The following is a 16,298-nucleotide window of genomic DNA, read 5'->3' on the forward strand; positions in this document are numbered from 1 at the left end:
AGCAGTTGGTAGTTTTTTTGTAGTTATTTTCTTAGTAAACTGATTGTGCCTTAATATGTGTGTCTAGCTTATGCCTTTATTTTCTTCTTTAAAACATAGTATTTTCTTGCGTATTTATGCAGGCTTATTGCTGGTCTGTCTTTGTGTAGGCTTGTTTGCACAGTTATTGGTCGATACGATTAATAAGGAGCGTATTCAAACATATCGTGAGAATATTGCTACAGGTATGTTGTATTTGGTCAGTGAGGGTATTTCTCATCAAAAGACACCAGTACAGCGAAGCTATTGGTTATCAGATGTTAGTAGTTTGTTTGGTGATGAGTTTTCTATCATTCCAAAAGACTCTGTAGAGTTTACTTCCAGTGAGCTAAAGCGTTTGGAAGATAATAAGACAGTGGTTCGTTATATTAATCATCCAACGTATGCAGATATTTTTTATCCTCTACCAGAAGATAATAGTATTTTGACAATCCGTATTACTCAGGTGACGGAGCAACAAGTACGGGCAATGGCAATCTTGCTATTAGATGATTTGTCCTATTATTCAGATGTGACGGCAAAAGAAGAACGTTTGGATGAGTTAAGTAAGAATTTTTCATTCCCATTATCATTGATGGCGGTAGAGTCTTTAGATTTGGATAGGGAGCAGTTGGCTAGATTGCGCCGAGATGAAGTGGTTATTCTGTTCCGTGATAGTACAAGTAATGAAGATTCTTCTATTAAGGTTATCGCCCCTTCAGAGCTACCTAATATGGCAATTGTGATGGGACCGGTTAAATTATTTAAGTGGTTTCCTTTTAATTTAATTATTAGTGTGGTGCTAATCAGTATGTTTTTGATTAGTTTAGGGGTATATGCACTTATTTTCCCATTAGAGCGAAAGTTACAGTTAATACAGTCAGGGGTGAATGAAGTCGGTGATGGTAATTTAGATATCCGAGTTCAGGTTGTTGGTCAGGATGAAATCGCACGTTTGGCAGCAACGTTTAATACTATGACTGAGCATATTAAACGTTTGATTGAGTCACAACGAGAGTTGACTCGTGCGGTATCACATGAGCTACGCACGCCTGTAGCAAGGATACGATTTGCGGTTGATATGTTGGCAGATACAGATGATGAAGAATCTCGACAGATGCAACGTGATTATATTGATGAGGATATTGAGTCATTAAATAGTCTGATTGATGAGATATTGACATATGCTAAGTTAGAGGAAGGCTCTCCAAAGTTAGATTTAAAGGCAGTTAATTTAAAAGATTTGGTTGAGCAGATTGTCAGGGAAACTAATGCATTGGGTAAGCCCATTACGGTACAAGCACGTTCGCCTGGTCCAAAAATTACTGCCATTGCAGACCGTCGTTATTTGCATCGGGTGGTGCAGAATTTGGCTGGTAATGCATTACGTTATGCCGAATCTACGATTATTGTGAGTGCTGGTGTGCATAAAGGCGAAGCCTTTGTCAGTGTCGAAGATGATGGACAGGGTATTCCTGAGGAAGATCGGGAAAAGGTGTTTATTCCATTTGCACGTTTGGATGATAGCCGTACACGTGCTTCGGGAGGATATGGATTGGGTTTATCTATCGTGTCACGGATTGCATTTTGGTTTAATGGCAATATGAAAGTTGATGAAAGTCCAGAGTTAGGTGGCGCACGTTTTATTATGACATGGCCAGTTAAGCCATTAGCACAGACGATTACCGCAGACCAGCTCACACAAGAAAAAGGTCAGCGTAAGATTATTGATGATATGGATTAGGGTCTGTTGAACATTCACCCCGTTAATCTAGTATTTTCAAGGGATGCAGTTGTTTTTTACTTTTGTGTAAAAATTGGCTAAATTTGCCTTATTCTGCGTTAATGAACTGGTTAATATCCCGATATTACCTGCGTTCATTGCCTTGACTAAGGCAAATTTCCCTCAATTTTTTCTACAAAGATGAATGTTCAACAGACCCTAGCAATGTGGTCTTTATAAGGTTTTGATAGGTAGTATAAAGAGGCAGGTAATGGGTAATTGAGTAAACAAGGAGGAATGTAGATAAAAAGAAATATTACTCATAACCTTTAATCTGATAAGTCAGTAAAATAGATTATTTGAGTTTATATTTGTACTGTGATTAGGTAATATATAAGGTATAGATTATTCTTTGTAAGTGCTGTTCTTAGGTAAAACATATTCAGTTGATATTAAGAGAAGCGTCATGTCATATTTATTTACAGGTTTGGTGATTATTAATGCGCTGGTGTTGGGCTATTTTATGTTTTTACATGAGCCACAGCCGACAGCCAGTGTTCAGCAGGCAAAAGCTGAGTTATCACAGCCAATAGATTTTCAAAATAGCTCATCTGAAGTACCTCCCTTGATTGGTACAGAAAAGTAATTCTACTTTCTTTTATCCCATTAGTAGTGAGTGTATGTCAGTATCAATGTAATAAAGACTAATATACGGCTAAGTGTTATTTAAAATAGCGACTATATACACTCACTTTTTATACAAAACTGAATTAAGCTAAATCCCTTGTAAATACTAATTTAATGGAATGAATGTTTAACAAATTCTATGCTAATCATCATCTTCCTCTGTAGCAGGAGGCTTGATTTTAGTGACAGCTTTGGCAAGTAAAGGAATACGCACACATACCTGTAAGCCTCCACTGGGGTGATTAATGGCTTCAACAGAGCCATGATGTAGTTTTGCAATACGACTAACGATTGCCAGTCCCAATCCACTGCCTTGGGTAGTACGAGCAGATTCGCCTCTTTCAAAAGGTTGCATGATGCGTTGTAGATGCTCATCAGCGACACCTTCCCCACAATCCCGTATACAGATGGTTAATGTTTTTTCAGATTGCGGTTGCATTGTTGTCGTTACTTCTAGGGTATTGGTATCTAGATTCGGGTCAGAGTTTTCTATTTCTGTATGTTCCGTTACTTTATCTGTTGCACTGATATTAGCAGAAAGGTAAATTGGAGGCTTGCCATAACGGTTGGCATTGTTGACTAAGTTAATAATCAGGCGCTTGATGGATAGAGGTCTGACGGGTACCAGCTCTAAAGGCTGGGCGTCATAGATAAATTCAAGTGGCGCAAACTGGACGATAACTTCTTTAAAAATAGCATCTAAATCTGTTAAACGTACTGGTTCGTCTGAGCCATCTTTCATAAATGAGATAAACTGCTCTAAGATGGCATCCATATCCTCAATATCATAAATTAACCCTTCTCGAAAGAAATCATCTGGAAGCATCTCAGCAGTGAGGCGCATTCGGGTTAATGGTGTACGCAGGTCATGAGAGATACCTGCAAGCATGATAGTACGCTCTTTTTGTGCTTGGCTGAGGGTGGTAAATAGACGGTTAAATGCAGTATTTACCTGCCGAATTTCGATAGAGCCAGTGCGTGTTGGTAGTGCGGTGGCATGTCCCATTTGAATATAGTTAGTGGCTGCACGTTGAAGCTTGCGCAAAGGTCGGTTTAGCTGACGTACTAATAATAAAATAGTCAGTAAACTAAAAATAGGAATACCTAATAAGAAAAATCCCAGTGAGCTGAGGCTATATTGTGCATAGTAAATGACAGGTTCACGTACCCATAGCTCAGGATGCTGGCTATCATGTATCCAAAGCTGGGGAGTGGGTTTGAATTTGAAATAGACCACAACATCATGCCCAGTTTGTTGACTAATCTCTTCAGCAAGGATATCAGTAAAAAACTCTGCAATGGTTTTGTCTTCAACTTCAGGAAAATCTTTAGGATTATCAACAACGCTTAGATGGCTATTATCATAAAGCCACTGTTTGACTTGTGGGTTATCTTGCCACTTGGTTTGTGCGTTGGTGAGCATTTGTAGCTCTGTAGCAAGGTAGTGGGCGTGGTTTCGAAGCTCAGGTAAATAGAGACTTCGCCAAAAAAACCATAAAGATACGCTGACACTGAGCATCACGACTAACATCACCCATAGGGTAGTTTGCCATGTGTTGGAGTAAGGTCGTAGCCTCCAGTGTTTTAGTTTTCTTATCCAATTGTGCATGTGTATGTCTCGTTAGTATATAGAATAAAAAATGTTGTTGATAAAAATCTTATGTTTTAGTATGCAAAATATTGAAAATCTGGTATAATTATGCCCTTTTTGGTATACCTGCGAAAGAGAGAATTCACATGGTTGTTATTCGTTTAGCACGGGGCGGTGCCAAGAAACGCCCATTTTATCAAGTTGTTGTTGCTGATCAGCGCCGTGCGCGTGATGGTCGCTACATCGAAAATATTGGCTTTTTTAACCCACTAGCAAAAGGCAATGAAGAGGCTGTACGCCTTAACATGGAAGCCTATAATGCGTGGATTGCAAAAGGCGCTCAACCATCAGAGCGTGTTGCATCATTGGCAAAAGGTTATAAGCCTGCTGAATCAGAAGAGGCTTCTGCTTAATCTTTACGAAGGTTTTAAGCAATAGTTTCTGATTTTCCTTGAGCTTTATTAACTGAAAGTCTATGAGGTAGTTTAACTGCTTAGACTGAGGTTAGTTAGAGAATTACGTAAATGCGTAAAGATGGTACTTTGTACAGATGACACCCCATAATACAGATGAATTAATGAAAGTCGGTCAGCTAAAAAAGCCATATGGCATTAAAGGCTGGTTGTGGGTGTTTAGTGAGACAGATGATCGTGAAGCCATTTTTGAGTTACAGCCGTGGTGGATAAAAACGGCTACTGGCATGCGCTCATTAACAGTAACAAATTGGCGCCGACAAGGTGCAGGATTGGTTGCTCAGTTTCAAGAAGTGCCTGATCGTAATTTGGCTGAAACTATGAATGGTGTCTCAATTTGGGTTGCCAAAGATAGTTTGCCTGCACCAGAAGAAGATGAATACTACTGGTCAGACTTAGAGTCAATGCAAGTAATCAATACTCAAGGTGAATATTTCGGTGATGTCAAAGAGCTATTTGAGACAGGCGCACACGCCATTATGGTGGTAGAGCCAAATGCAGATAGTATCGATGATGAGCAACGATTGATACCGTGGCACAAACAAACTGTCCTGTCAGTTGATCAAGATGCAAACCAGATAACGGTAGAGTGGGAACGAGATTATTAGCATTCACGTGTTAATAGATGTGTATCTACAGCCATTATTTGGCGCAAAGTGACTCGTATCAATATGTATTTTGCTGTAATAAGTATTTTGCCTGAGATGTTTGATGCCATTACAAGTTATGGCATTACAGGTAGAGCAGTGTCGCAAGGTCAAGTGGTCGTTGATTGCTTGAATCCACGAGACTATACCACAGATAATTATCGACGCATTGATGAGCGTCCTTATGGTGGTGGTCCGGGTATGGTAATGATGGTTGAGCCTTTGGTGAAAGCCATTGCAGATGCCCGTCAGCGTGCCAGTGCTTATGGATGTCGTACAGGAGCAGAGTATTGCCCTGTTATTTATATGTCTCCACAGGGAAAAACTTTATCTGAGTCAACAGTGTTATCACTGACTCAGTATGAAGGTATGATTTTACTGTGTGGGCGTTACGAAGGCATTGATGAGCGATTATTGGCGCATTATGTGGATGCTGAGCTGTCTATTGGTGACTATGTACTAACAGGTGGCGAGCTACCTGCTATGGTTATCATGGATAGTGTCATACGGCGATTGCCAGATGTGATGGGAGACGCACTATCAGCTGAACAAGATTCTTTTGTTGATGGCTTGTTAGATTGTCCACATTATACAAAGCCTACCGATTTTTTAGGTTGGCAAGTACCAGACGTTTTATTATCTGGTCATCATGGCAAGATAGCTCAATGGCGATTTATTCAGCAAGCCAAGCGCACACGACAACGCCGACCTGATTTATGGCAAAACTTTCAGCCGACAACGTTGCAACAAAAGTGGTTAGACAGTGCAGATTTAGATGATGAGTCATGATAAGTATCATTGACTAACAATAAGTCCAAGTAGTGTGTAGACCACTGTATTTTGATGATTTTATATTTTTTATGATAACACATTGATGTTGCAATTATAGTCAATTGCAAATCAGCACAAACATAGCCAATAAAGCCAATGACATATGCTGTGGTTTATTCAGTAATTGACTGATTATTTATTTAACCATCATTGCTATGTCAGACCGTTTTTAGCTTTTAACCCCATTGTGCATGCCAAATTAAGACGTGGCATGTTTTTATTATTACAAACAGGTGATATGCGTCAAGCCTCTATCGTCTAATGTGAGGAGAAATCTCATGAGTAACAAGCATCCGTTAGTTCAAGTTGTTGAAAACTCTCAATTGCGTGAGCATCCAAGTTTTGCACCTGGTGATACTGTTGTTGTCCAAGTAAAAGTTCGTGAAGGTGAGCGTGAGCGTCTACAGGCGTATGAAGGTGTGGTTATCGCTAAGCGTAACCGTGGCATCAACTCTGCATTTACTGTACGTAAAATTTCAAGCGGTATCGGTGTTGAGCGTGCATTCCAGCTTCATTCTCCATTGATTGATAGCATTGAAGTGAAACGTCGTGGTGATGTACGTCGTGCGAAACTTTACTACTTACGTGAGCGTTCTGGTAAGTCTGCACGTATCCGTGAGAAGCTTACTGTCCGTCGTGAAGCGAAAAAAGAAGCTTAAGATTGCACATTTTGCTAAGTTAACTTAGTTGTAAATTAGCTTAGTTATAAAAATGCAATAAACCCCTTTTATATTTATTAATAATTGGGTATGCCAAAAAAGTAAAAGACTCCAGATGATAACAATCATGCTGGGGTTTTTTATGTCTCATGGATTGTGAGGGGAATAGTATTTTTTGGACTGGCTTTAAAAAAGTTCACCAGCTTGTTCATATTCACCAAAGTCTAGGAGCATTTGCTCTTTTTGGCGTTGACGCATTGCTTCAATACGTTTTCTACGTCCCATGATAAGGCGTAAGACTTCTCTTTTTTGTTCATCGGTCATTTTAAGCCAGAGCTGACGCTCAGTGCGACTACGTAGACAACCAAAACAGTAGCCTTTTTTGTTGCTTTGGCAGACACCAATGCAAGGATTGTCTATGGAAAAAAGCTCTATCTGTTGAGGCATGGGGTTGCTGTCTATGCGGTGGATGGTATTGTTTGGATTTTAACATGTTTTTTATGTTGTCTATATATTTGGGATATGAAGCGACATTAATTGTCGTAAAAATTTGTGGTTTTGATGATATTAATTTTATATGTGGGTAATTTGGTTATAATGATATGAGACTAACAGGGTAAATATTCAATAGACCCTAAACAATATACAGTTAACCATATAAAAATTACGAGGTTTTTGTGAGCCAATATAATGCGCAGTCGTTAGAGGTATTAGAAGGATTAGAGCCAGTACGTCGTCGTCCGGGGATGTATACAGATACTACTCGTCCAAATCATTTGGCGCAGGAGGTGATAGATAATTCTGTTGATGAGGCATTGGCTGGCTATGCAAAATCCATTAAGGTTCAGCTATATGCTGATGGCTCTTTGTCTGTAGAGGATGATGGTCGAGGCATGCCAACAGACATTCACCCTGAGTTTGGGCAGTCTGGTATTGAGCTGATTTTGACCCGTTTACATGCAGGTGGTAAGTTCTCTACCAGTAACTATCAGGTATCTGGTGGTTTACATGGTGTTGGTATATCGGTTGTGAATGCATTATCTACACGGGTAGAGGTGACCGTTTGGCGTGATGGTGTGCAGTATGAAATGGTCTTTGAAAAAGGCATACCTGTGACTGAGCTGATGACTTCTCCCAGCTCTAATAAACGTAAACGGGGTACTAAGGTACATTTTTGGGTAGATGATTCATTTTTTGATACAGCAAAGTTTAGTGTTAAACAGCTCAAACATAATCTAAAAGCAAAGGCAGTATTGGCAGCAGGGCTGAATATTGAGTTTGTAGATGAGATTCATGATGAAAAGGTTGTTTGGCAGTTTAGCGATGGTGTGGTTGAGTATTTAAATGAGCAATTGGACAGTCTAGAAACTTTGCCACTAGAGCCTTTTTATTATAGTTATGAAGCAAAAAAAGATGAGCGTGCAGGAGTGACTTTTGCGCTATCTTGGTTACCTGAGGGTGGTACACCGATTCAAGAAAGCTATGTCAATCTTATCCCAACTGCACAAGGGGGAACGCATGTTAATGGGTTGCGTACAGGTATCTTAGAGGCGCTACGTGAGTTTTGTGACATTCATAATCTGTTGCCCAGGAATGTGAAGTTGACCAGTGAAGATGTCTGGGATGGTGTGAATTATATTTTATCGTTAAAGTTTTCTGAGCCACAGTTTTCTGGTCAGACAAAAGAGCGATTATCTAGCCGTGAAGCGGCATCTGCTGTGCAAGGTTTGGCAAAAGATGCGTTTAGTTTATGGTTAAATCAGCATGCAGAAATGGCGACACAGATTGCAGAGCTGGCAATTTCTAAGGCAGGAAGGCGGTTAAAGTCTGCAAAAAAAGTTGCACGTAAAAAAATTACACAAGGTCCTGCACTTCCGGGTAAGTTGGCAGATTGTCGTGGTAATCTGCGTGATGGTGCAGAGCTGTTTTTGGTAGAAGGGGATTCGGCAGGAGGTAGTGCCAAGCAAGCTCGTGACCGTCATTATCAGGCGATACTACCTTTACGTGGAAAGATTCTAAATACATGGGAGGTGTCACCAGATACGGTTTTATCTAGCCAAGAGATTCATGATATTGCCATTGCTATTGGTGTTGACCCAGCATCTGATGATTTGTCAGAGTTGCGCTATGATAAAATCTGTATTTTGGCAGATGCAGACTCTGATGGGTTGCATATTGCGACGTTAATCTGTGCTTTATTTGTCAAACATTTTCCTGCATTGGTCGATGCAGGACATTTATTTGTGGCGATGCCCCCTCTGTATCGGATAGATATTGGCAAAGAGGTATATTATGCGTTAGATGAGGATGAGTTGGCACAAATTTTATCTAATAAGTCTGGTAATAAAAAAGCACAAATTACACGTTTTAAGGGATTAGGTGAGATGAGTGCAGAGCAACTACGTGAGACGACGATGAATCCAGATACTAGAAGATTGGTACAGTTAGATATGGATGATATGCAATTAACAAATAGTGTTATGGATATGCTTTTGGCAAAAAAACGTTCATCAGATCGTAAGGCATGGTTGGAAAGTAAGGGGGATTTGGCAGAGATTGTCGTATAGATTTTATAAATATACATAAGCCCAAATTTGGCGTTTTTTATATCGTTAGGAGTATGTTTGCTCATTGAAAAAATGAGTAATGATTATTCTAATCGTACTCTTATATGAGCAATATATAGCTTTGATATACCGATTTTAGATAAGATGATTTATAGTATTTACTCATGCTTAATGGATATGATTATTTATGAAAACAAATGCAAGTGGGGCTGGTTTACCAAAGTTAAATAAATCATTATTAGGTAAATTAGTACCAAAGCGAGGCGGTCGGTTATCACCTGTATTGGCACAGGGTTTTTTAAAGCTGACAGGTTGGCATATAGTTGGCAGTATTCCAAATATTAATCAAGCCGTATTATTGGCAGTTCCTCATACTTCCAATGTGGATGGGGTATATGCGCTACCAGCCGTGATGGCACTGGACTTAGACGTTAAAATTATGGGGAAAAAGAGTCTGTTTGATGTGCCTGTGTTATCTACTTTTTTGCAGTGGATGGGGGTGATTCCGATTGATCGTGATAAAAAAGGCTCTGTCTTACAAACTACCATTGATAGGTTTAAAACAGGTGAGCCATTTTTCTTAGGGTTAGCACCAGAGGGAACACGGGGATATACAAAGCAATGGAAAACAGGGTTTTATTATATTGCACTAGAAGCGGGTGTGCCTATTATTCCTGTGGCAATGGATTATAAGAGTAAACAAATACGGTTTATGACACCGTTAACACCAACAGGAGATATTGAAGCAGATTTACAAAAAATTTATGCACAATATCGGGGTGTTGTACCTCGGCATCCAGAAAACCTTTCTCAGATTTTGCAAGATATTAATAAAGATTAGGGTCTGTTGAATATTCATCTTTATAGGAAAAATTGAGATACTGATTTTAATAAACAGTGACTTAGTCAAGGCAATGAACATGGGTAGCTTTTATTAATAAAAGTAGGGATATTAACAAGTTCATTAACGCTTCATTATGCAAATTTAGCCAATTTTTACATGAAAGTTAAAAGTAGCTGTATCCCTTGTAAATATTAGCCTAACGTGGTGAATGTTCAACAGACCCTAAGAATCATGGAGATTGCCCTAAACTCTAAACCCTAATGTAAGGATGCAATGATGCTCGTACCTAAACTGACTGTAGCAAAGCGATTGACACAACGACTGCAAAATAAGTTGCCCATATTGTCTAGATTATCTCGTCGCCATTCTGTGTCAGCAGACTATGATGTACTGATTATTGGAGCAGGGCTGTCAGGCATTGGTATGGCTTGCTATCTGCAACGCAGTCATTTACATAAACGCTTTGTGTTGCTAGAAAAGCGGGACGATTTAGGTGGTACTTGGGATATTTTTAACTATCCGGGTGTACGTTCTGATTCTGATATTTTGACATTAAGCTATGTATTCCGTCCGTGGTTTAATGACAGTACGTTGGCTAAAGGTCAGGATATCAAGCAGTATATTTCTGATACGGCAAAACAATATGATATACAGCGTCATATTCGTTATGGCTGTGAAGTGCAACAACTGGCATGGTCAAGTGAGCGACGATTATGGCTAGTGACCACAAAAAATCTAAAGACAGGTGAAGTCAGTCAAGTCAGTGCTCAGTTTGTAGTAGGGGCAACCGGTTACTATGATGTTGATAATGGTTATCAGCCTGATTTTGTTGGACAAGAGACATTTTCTGGGCAGATTGTACATCCGCAAAGATGGCAAGATATTGCCTATCATGGTAAAAATGTGGTGGTGATAGGTAGTGGTGCGACAGCAATGACGCTCGTACCTGCTTTGGTTGACCCAGAGGCAATACAGTGTGCCCAACATGTCACTATGTTACAACGCTCTCCAACTTATGTTGCTAGCATTAAGGCTGAGGATGGTATGTTGGATTTGCTGAGCGGTCGATATTCACCATTAAGCCGACAGCAGGCATATGAGTTGGTACGTTGGCGTAATGTATGGTTGCAACAGGGTATTTATCAGTTTGCAACCCATGCTCCCAGCTTGGTGAAACGTATTTTATTGCATAAAGTAAAGCAAGATTTAAAAGGTAGCGATGTGTCTATTAGGCACTTTTCACCACAATATGCTCCGTGGGATCAGCGTTTGTGTGCTGTACCTGATGCTGATTTATTTCAGGCATTACAGAGAGGTGATGCTTCTGTCGTGACGGGTGAGATTGAGCGATTCACCTCAGATGGCATTTTACTGAAGTCTGGTCAGCACTTACCAGCAGATATGATTGTGACGGCAACGGGATTAAAGCTTCAGATGCTGGGTGGTGCAAAGGTATATGTCGATGGTCAGCAGGTTGATATTGGTAATAGCTTGACTTATAAAGCAGTGATGATTGGTGATGTGCCAAATATGGCAATTTTATTTGGTTATACCAATGCATCATGGACATTAAAAATTGATATGGCATGTCAATATATACTACGATTATTGACTTATATGCAACGGCGACGTTATGTGGTGGTCACGCCAAAAACTCAAATTAATGGTGAGCGAGTCTTAACACAGCCAGAGACAGTAATGGCGAACATTTCTGCAGGATATATTCAGCGTGCGCAGGCAGAGTTACCTAAGCAAGGTGACCGCCATCCGTGGCAAGTACGCAATAGCTATCTTAAAGACCGCCGTATGTTTTTAAAAGAGCAAATCAAAGATAAATGGCTGAGCTTTTCACGGAAGTAAAACCAACAAAAGCCTGATTACTATCATTGATTTCTTTCTTATTTGGCACTACTTTTTTATTGATACTGTGCAATAAATTCACTGACTTGTTTGCTTAAAATCTGCCAGAGTGTTTGTTGTGCACTCAAACTGCCCCACGCATTATGAGGACTAAAAATAACTCTTGGATGCTCGCTGATTCTGAGCAGTGGGTCATTATTAGCAATTGGCTCTTGCTCAAAAACATCCGTTGCATAACCAAGTAGTTGCCCATCATTAATGGCATCAACCACGGCTTGACTATCAACCACTCCACCACGAGCAACATTCACTAATAGGGGCTTTTTGTGCATTTTTGCCAGTGTGTCTGCATTAATCAAGTGTTGTGTGTCTGAAGTTAGTGGACAATGTAAACTAATTACATCACTGTGTTGTAATACCTCATCAAATGCTGTATATGCTTGGCTACGAGGTTGTCGACCTTGATGCTCAGCCCATAATACCTGCATGCCAAAGGCGTGAGCAATCTCACTGACACGTTTTCCAATTGTACCAACACCAATAATTCCCAGTGTTTTATCCTCAAGGTCAATAAGGGGAATATCCAATAAGCAAAAATTACCATTTTGTTGCCATGAGCCGTCAGAGGCTTTTTGGTGGTAGTGTCGGGTTGCTCGCAGTGCAGAAAGCATGAGCATTAATGTATGCTCTGGTACACTTTTAACAGCATAGCCTGCCACATTAAACAAGGTAATATTTTGTTTTTTACAAGCCTCCTTATCCACATTGTTTGTACCTGTTGCAGTAAGCTGGATAAGCTTTAATTTGGGTAAATTTTGGATAATATCTTGGTCAATTTTTACCTTATTGGTGATGATAATATCGGCATCTTGGCATCGTTGGATAATCAATTCATTATCTTGTGCTGTGCCATCATAGGTAATATAGTCTGTGATACCGTCTGGAGCAGGCAGTTCTATTGAATCTAAAAATGTACCACGATCTAAAAATACAGCTTTCATGATGTTTCCTAAATGTGAGAAATGTTAATGTTAAGCAGTGGTGTGTGTTACTAAGTGATAAAATAGTGATAATAAATGCTTGGGATTGTTTGACTAAACTGGGTTTGTTTAAATGTCATCATATATTGTAAGTATCATCACAAAAGAAGACCAACTAGAATGGTTGATTTTATGAGTATAACCCGCATATATCTTGCGCATGTCACTCATATTAGTGTTTTCGATGCGTTTTTGTCATGCATCGGTTATTATAGAAAGCGATAAACTTTTAAAATATTTTGGAATGTATTGTTGCAATATATTATGACAATGAATCTTAGGTAATGAGTATCATCTATAAAAGTTAATCATGTTTTGCTGATACATTCTAGGTAAGATTGGTTTTTTATCCATCAATTTATATGGAAAATTTAGTTTTATGACTATTTCTGCGTTAAACCCTGAATTTGCGGTTGGTCAACGCTATCTATCAGATACAGAGTCAGAGCTGGGTCTTGGTGTGGTAGTGGCAGTCGATGATCGCTGTGTGCATATTTTGTTTCCACAGAGTGAAGAGACTCGAGTATATGCAAAGAACTCTGCCCCCTTATCACGAGTAATATTTAAAGTGGGTGATGAGATTTGTGACCAAGATGGTAAAACGCATGTTGTCACAGCCGTTGATAATGTGATGGGGGTGATGAAATACCATGTGCCAGACAGTGAGCGTGGCATTATGGAAACACGGCTGGCAGCAAACATCACCCTTGCTCGCCCTTTAGAGCGCTTATTAGCGGGACGAGTTGAGCGGACAGATTGGTATGAGTTGCGTCAAGATATTTTACGGATGCAGACAGCATTGTCTGCTCATCCACTAAAAGGACTAATGGGCGCACGGGTCGATATCATTCCGCATCAGTTATATATTGCACATGAAGTTGGTAAACGTCTTGCACCACGTGTGCTATTGGCAGATGAAGTTGGATTGGGTAAGACCATTGAAGCAGGATTGATTATCCATCAACAGTTAATGACAGGAAAAGCAGAGCGGGTATTGGTGCTTGTGCCAGACAGCTTGCAGTATCAGTGGATGATTGAGCTGCGTCGTCGCTTTAACTTAGAGTTTGCTTTATTCGATTTGGTGCGTACAGCGGCGATAAAAGAGCATAACCCTGAGCAGAACGTATTTTTGACTGAGCAATGTATTATTGCCAGTATTGACTTGTTGTTAGACCATCATGATTTGTACGAACAAGCGATAGATGCTGGTTTTGACCTATTGGTAGTGGATGAAGCACATCATCTACATTGGGATGATGAGAACGGTGGTAATGATAAATATGAGCTGATTGCTGATTTTGCTCATGAAACACCAGGATTATTATTATTAACAGCCACACCAGAGCAGCTTGGCGCACACAGCCATTTTGCACGCTTGCGACTGCTTGATCCAGACCGTTTTGATGACCTTGATGACTTTATTGACAGTCAAGAAGCCTTTGCTGAAACGGCTGCGGTGGCGAAGGTGTTGATTGCTGATAAGCCATTGAGTGCGCCACAAATTGCAGCACTAACACAACTGCTTGGATTTGATGATGAGTCGGAGCTGGCGGCGATTAATGAAGATGAAAAATTGCGTGCCTATGCGTTAAATGAGTTGCTAGACCGTCATGGTACAGGTCGAGTGTTATTTCGCAATACTCGAGATAGTGTGCAAGGCTTTCATGGGCGCCGTTGTCAGCCACATCCATTGCCGCTGCCAGAGAGCTGGCAGGGTAGCTACCAAACTTGTGGTAAGTTGCGAGAACAGCTCTGGGGTGAGGAAAATCAGCCAGATGGTAGTTGGTTAGAAGCAGACCCTCGAGTGCCATGGCTGATTGACTTGCTAAAAGGGGAGTTAAAATATCAAAAGGTATTATTAATCGCGCGTAGTGGTGCTACCATTGAAAGCCTAGAAGCGGTACTGCGCTTACATGCGGGGATTAAAACGGCTATTTTTACTGAGCAGATGAGCTTGCTTGAGCGTGACCAAGCGGCAGCATTTTTTGCCGATGAAGAAGGCGCACAAATTTTACTATGCTCAGAGATTGGCTCAGAGGGGCGTAATTTTCAGTTTGCGCACCAGTTGATTTTATGGGATTTACCTGCCAATCCTGATACGCTTGAGCAACGTATTGGACGTCTTGACCGTATTGGACAAACTCAGCAAATCATCTTACATGTGCCTTATGTGGAAGGTACCGCACAAGAGCGCTTATACCGCTGGTATGATGAAGCACTCAATATCTTTAATCACATATCCCCAACCGCACAAAGTGTACAGGAACAATATATTATTGAGCTAAAGCCACTATTAGAAGGCAATATTGCTGATGGTGCGAGTGGAGAAGCGGCTCAAGCACAATTACAACATGCACTAGATGAGCTGATTGCTCAAGCTCGAGAAACTCGTCAGGAGCTAGAAGCACAAATGCAGGCAGGACGAGATATTCTTTTAGAGTATAACTCTTGTCGCCCACGTGTGGCAGGACGGATTGCTAGTGCAATGGCAGATTTTGATGCCAATAACTTGCTTCCTAACTTTTTTGACCGTTTCTTAGCCTCAGCAAATATTGACCACAGTGTACAAAGAGATGGCTCATGGGTGATACATCCACCTGAGTCAGACAGTCACCATAGTGAGCTAAGTAGTCTGCCCATCTCAGAAGATGGTATGACCTTAACCTTTGATCGTAAGCAAGCATTGCTACGTGAAGATATGGCATTTATTACCCATGAACACCCACTGATGCGAGCAATTTATGAGCTTGCCAGTGCAGGTACATTTGGTAATACAACCGTTGCAACGCTCAAAAGTGCTACTGTTCCGCAAGGAATGTTGATGCTAGAAGTGACATTTCGTGTGGAAGTGATTGCACCTAAAGTGCTGAATCTACCTGCGACGCTACCAACACAGCTTATACGAGTATTTATCAGTGAGCAGGGTAATGATTTATCAGAGCGTATTAGCGCAGAGATGATTTTACCCCATGTTGAGCGGTTGGATAAAAACCGTGCAAGACAGGTTGTTAAAGTGCGTAGTGAAGTCATTTCTGAGCGTTATGAAGATGCGCAGAACATTGCCCAGTCTAAGCTAGCAGATATTAGTACACAAGCAACTGCACGATTTGCTCAGCAGTGGGAGCGTGAAATCAAGCGACTCAAACATCTACAAGCCATTAACCCTAATGTGCGCACAGAAGAGATTGAGCGTCTTGAAGGGTTAAAAACTCAAGGTGAGTCAGCACTGGCTAATCTATCACTTGTACCTGATAGTATTCGTGTACTGGTAGCGATGAAGCCTTAAGTCAGGTAATGATAAAAATCATCTATTAATATCAAAGACCTATCCTAATGTGAATAATTTTTGATAGCGTTG

14 protein-coding genes are annotated in these 16,298 nt (G+C 40.5%); 11 read left to right on the forward strand and 3 right to left on the reverse strand.

Annotated features, from left to right (window positions below; genetic code table 11):
- The first annotated feature begins 70 nt into the window (after positions 1-70).
- Positions 71-1,762, forward strand: coding sequence for an ATP-binding protein (locus FHK88_RS01405; RefSeq protein ID WP_227428992.1), 1,692 nt, complete (start codon positions 71-73; stop codon positions 1,760-1,762).
- A 445-nt stretch (positions 1,763-2,207) separates the two neighbouring features.
- Positions 2,208-2,387, forward strand: coding sequence for a hypothetical protein (locus FHK88_RS01410; RefSeq protein ID WP_227428993.1), 180 nt, complete (start codon positions 2,208-2,210; stop codon positions 2,385-2,387).
- A gap of 183 nt (positions 2,388-2,570) precedes the next feature.
- Here the strand turns inward: FHK88_RS01410 and FHK88_RS01415 are convergent, their stop codons facing one another.
- Entirely contained in the window at positions 2,571-4,037 is a 1,467-nt protein-coding gene (locus FHK88_RS01415) for an ATP-binding protein (protein ID WP_227428994.1), read from the reverse strand.
- A gap of 128 nt (positions 4,038-4,165) precedes the next feature.
- Between FHK88_RS01415 and rpsP the strand changes: the two genes are divergently transcribed.
- The 5 genes from rpsP to rplS all read left to right on the forward strand — a co-directional run bounded on the left by rpsP (position 4,166) and on the right by rplS (position 6,629).
- Positions 4,166-4,432 (forward strand): 30S ribosomal protein S16, encoded by a 267-nt coding sequence (rpsP, locus tag FHK88_RS01420; RefSeq protein WP_227428995.1) that lies wholly within the window; start codon positions 4,166-4,168, stop codon positions 4,430-4,432.
- A gap of 137 nt (positions 4,433-4,569) precedes the next feature.
- Positions 4,570-5,100 (forward strand): ribosome maturation factor RimM, encoded by a 531-nt coding sequence (rimM, locus tag FHK88_RS01425; protein WP_227428996.1) that lies wholly within the window; start codon positions 4,570-4,572, stop codon positions 5,098-5,100.
- 63 nt (positions 5,101-5,163) lie between these two features.
- Positions 5,164-5,928 (forward strand): tRNA (guanosine(37)-N1)-methyltransferase TrmD, encoded by a 765-nt coding sequence (gene trmD, locus FHK88_RS01430; protein WP_227429192.1) that lies wholly within the window; start codon positions 5,164-5,166, stop codon positions 5,926-5,928.
- 166 nt (positions 5,929-6,094) lie between these two features.
- Positions 6,095-6,232, forward strand: a complete 138-nt coding sequence (locus FHK88_RS01435; RefSeq protein WP_227428997.1) for a hypothetical protein — start codon at positions 6,095-6,097, stop codon at positions 6,230-6,232.
- Between the two features lie 16 nt (positions 6,233-6,248).
- The gene (gene rplS / locus FHK88_RS01440) at positions 6,249-6,629 is read left to right on the forward strand and encodes a 50S ribosomal protein L19 (protein WP_227428998.1); all 381 of its coding nucleotides are present in this window, start codon (positions 6,249-6,251) and stop codon (positions 6,627-6,629) included.
- A gap of 186 nt (positions 6,630-6,815) precedes the next feature.
- On the opposite strand, the gene FHK88_RS01445 is transcribed toward rplS, so the two are convergent.
- Entirely contained in the window at positions 6,816-7,076 is a 261-nt protein-coding gene (locus FHK88_RS01445) for a DUF1289 domain-containing protein (RefSeq protein ID WP_227428999.1), read from the reverse strand.
- A 230-nt stretch (positions 7,077-7,306) separates the two neighbouring features.
- Between FHK88_RS01445 and parE the strand changes: the two genes are divergently transcribed.
- The 3 genes from parE (at position 7,307) to FHK88_RS01460 (ending at position 11,900) form a co-directional block, all read left to right on the forward strand.
- Positions 7,307-9,196 (forward strand): DNA topoisomerase IV subunit B, encoded by a 1,890-nt coding sequence (gene parE, locus FHK88_RS01450; RefSeq protein WP_227429000.1) that lies wholly within the window; start codon positions 7,307-7,309, stop codon positions 9,194-9,196.
- Between the two features lie 187 nt (positions 9,197-9,383).
- Positions 9,384-10,037: a lysophospholipid acyltransferase family protein gene (locus tag FHK88_RS01455; RefSeq protein WP_227429001.1), complete on the forward strand. Its 654-nt coding sequence runs from the start codon at positions 9,384-9,386 to the stop codon at positions 10,035-10,037.
- Positions 10,038-10,313: 276 nt separating this feature from the next.
- The gene (locus tag FHK88_RS01460; RefSeq protein ID WP_227429002.1) at positions 10,314-11,900 is read left to right on the forward strand and encodes a flavin-containing monooxygenase; all 1,587 of its coding nucleotides are present in this window, start codon (positions 10,314-10,316) and stop codon (positions 11,898-11,900) included.
- Between the two features lie 56 nt (positions 11,901-11,956).
- Here the strand turns inward: FHK88_RS01460 and FHK88_RS01465 are convergent, their stop codons facing one another.
- A complete protein-coding gene (locus tag FHK88_RS01465) occupies positions 11,957-12,901 on the reverse strand; it encodes a D-2-hydroxyacid dehydrogenase (protein ID WP_227429003.1) in 945 nt (314 codons plus the stop codon).
- A gap of 418 nt (positions 12,902-13,319) precedes the next feature.
- Here FHK88_RS01465 and rapA point away from each other — a divergent pair, with 418 nt between their 5' ends.
- On the forward strand, positions 13,320-16,226 hold the full coding sequence (gene rapA / locus FHK88_RS01470) for an RNA polymerase-associated protein RapA (RefSeq protein ID WP_227429004.1): 2,907 nt from the start codon (positions 13,320-13,322) through the stop codon (positions 16,224-16,226).
- The last annotated feature ends 72 nt before the right edge of the window (positions 16,227-16,298 follow it).

Origin of the sequence: Psychrobacter sp. I-STPA6b, assembly GCF_020662265.1 — a bacterium.
In the GTDB taxonomy this organism is placed as follows: Bacteria; Pseudomonadota; Gammaproteobacteria; order Pseudomonadales; family Moraxellaceae; genus Psychrobacter.

Bases quoted from the DNA above. Each gene is read 5' to 3' on its own strand.
- FHK88_RS01405 (WP_227428992.1), top strand. From the start codon at position 71: ATGCCTTTATTTTCTTCTTTAAAACATAGTATTTTCTTGCGTATTTAT.
- FHK88_RS01410 (WP_227428993.1), top strand. From the start codon at position 2,208: ATGTCATATTTATTTACAGGTTTGGTGATTATTAATGCGCTGGTGTTG.
- FHK88_RS01415 (WP_227428994.1), bottom strand. From the start codon at position 4,037: ATGCACAATTGGATAAGAAAACTAAAACACTGGAGGCTACGACCTTAC.
- rpsP (WP_227428995.1), top strand. From the start codon at position 4,166: ATGGTTGTTATTCGTTTAGCACGGGGCGGTGCCAAGAAACGCCCATTT.
- rimM (WP_227428996.1), top strand. From the start codon at position 4,570: ATGACACCCCATAATACAGATGAATTAATGAAAGTCGGTCAGCTAAAA.
- trmD (WP_227429192.1), top strand. From the start codon at position 5,164: ATGTATTTTGCTGTAATAAGTATTTTGCCTGAGATGTTTGATGCCATT.
- rplS (WP_227428998.1), top strand. From the start codon at position 6,249: ATGAGTAACAAGCATCCGTTAGTTCAAGTTGTTGAAAACTCTCAATTG.
- FHK88_RS01445 (WP_227428999.1), bottom strand. From the start codon at position 7,076: ATGCCTCAACAGATAGAGCTTTTTTCCATAGACAATCCTTGCATTGGT.
- FHK88_RS01455 (WP_227429001.1), top strand. From the start codon at position 9,384: ATGAAAACAAATGCAAGTGGGGCTGGTTTACCAAAGTTAAATAAATCA.
- FHK88_RS01460 (WP_227429002.1), top strand. From the start codon at position 10,314: ATGATGCTCGTACCTAAACTGACTGTAGCAAAGCGATTGACACAACGA.
- FHK88_RS01465 (WP_227429003.1), bottom strand. From the start codon at position 12,901: ATGAAAGCTGTATTTTTAGATCGTGGTACATTTTTAGATTCAATAGAA.
- rapA (WP_227429004.1), top strand. From the start codon at position 13,320: ATGACTATTTCTGCGTTAAACCCTGAATTTGCGGTTGGTCAACGCTAT.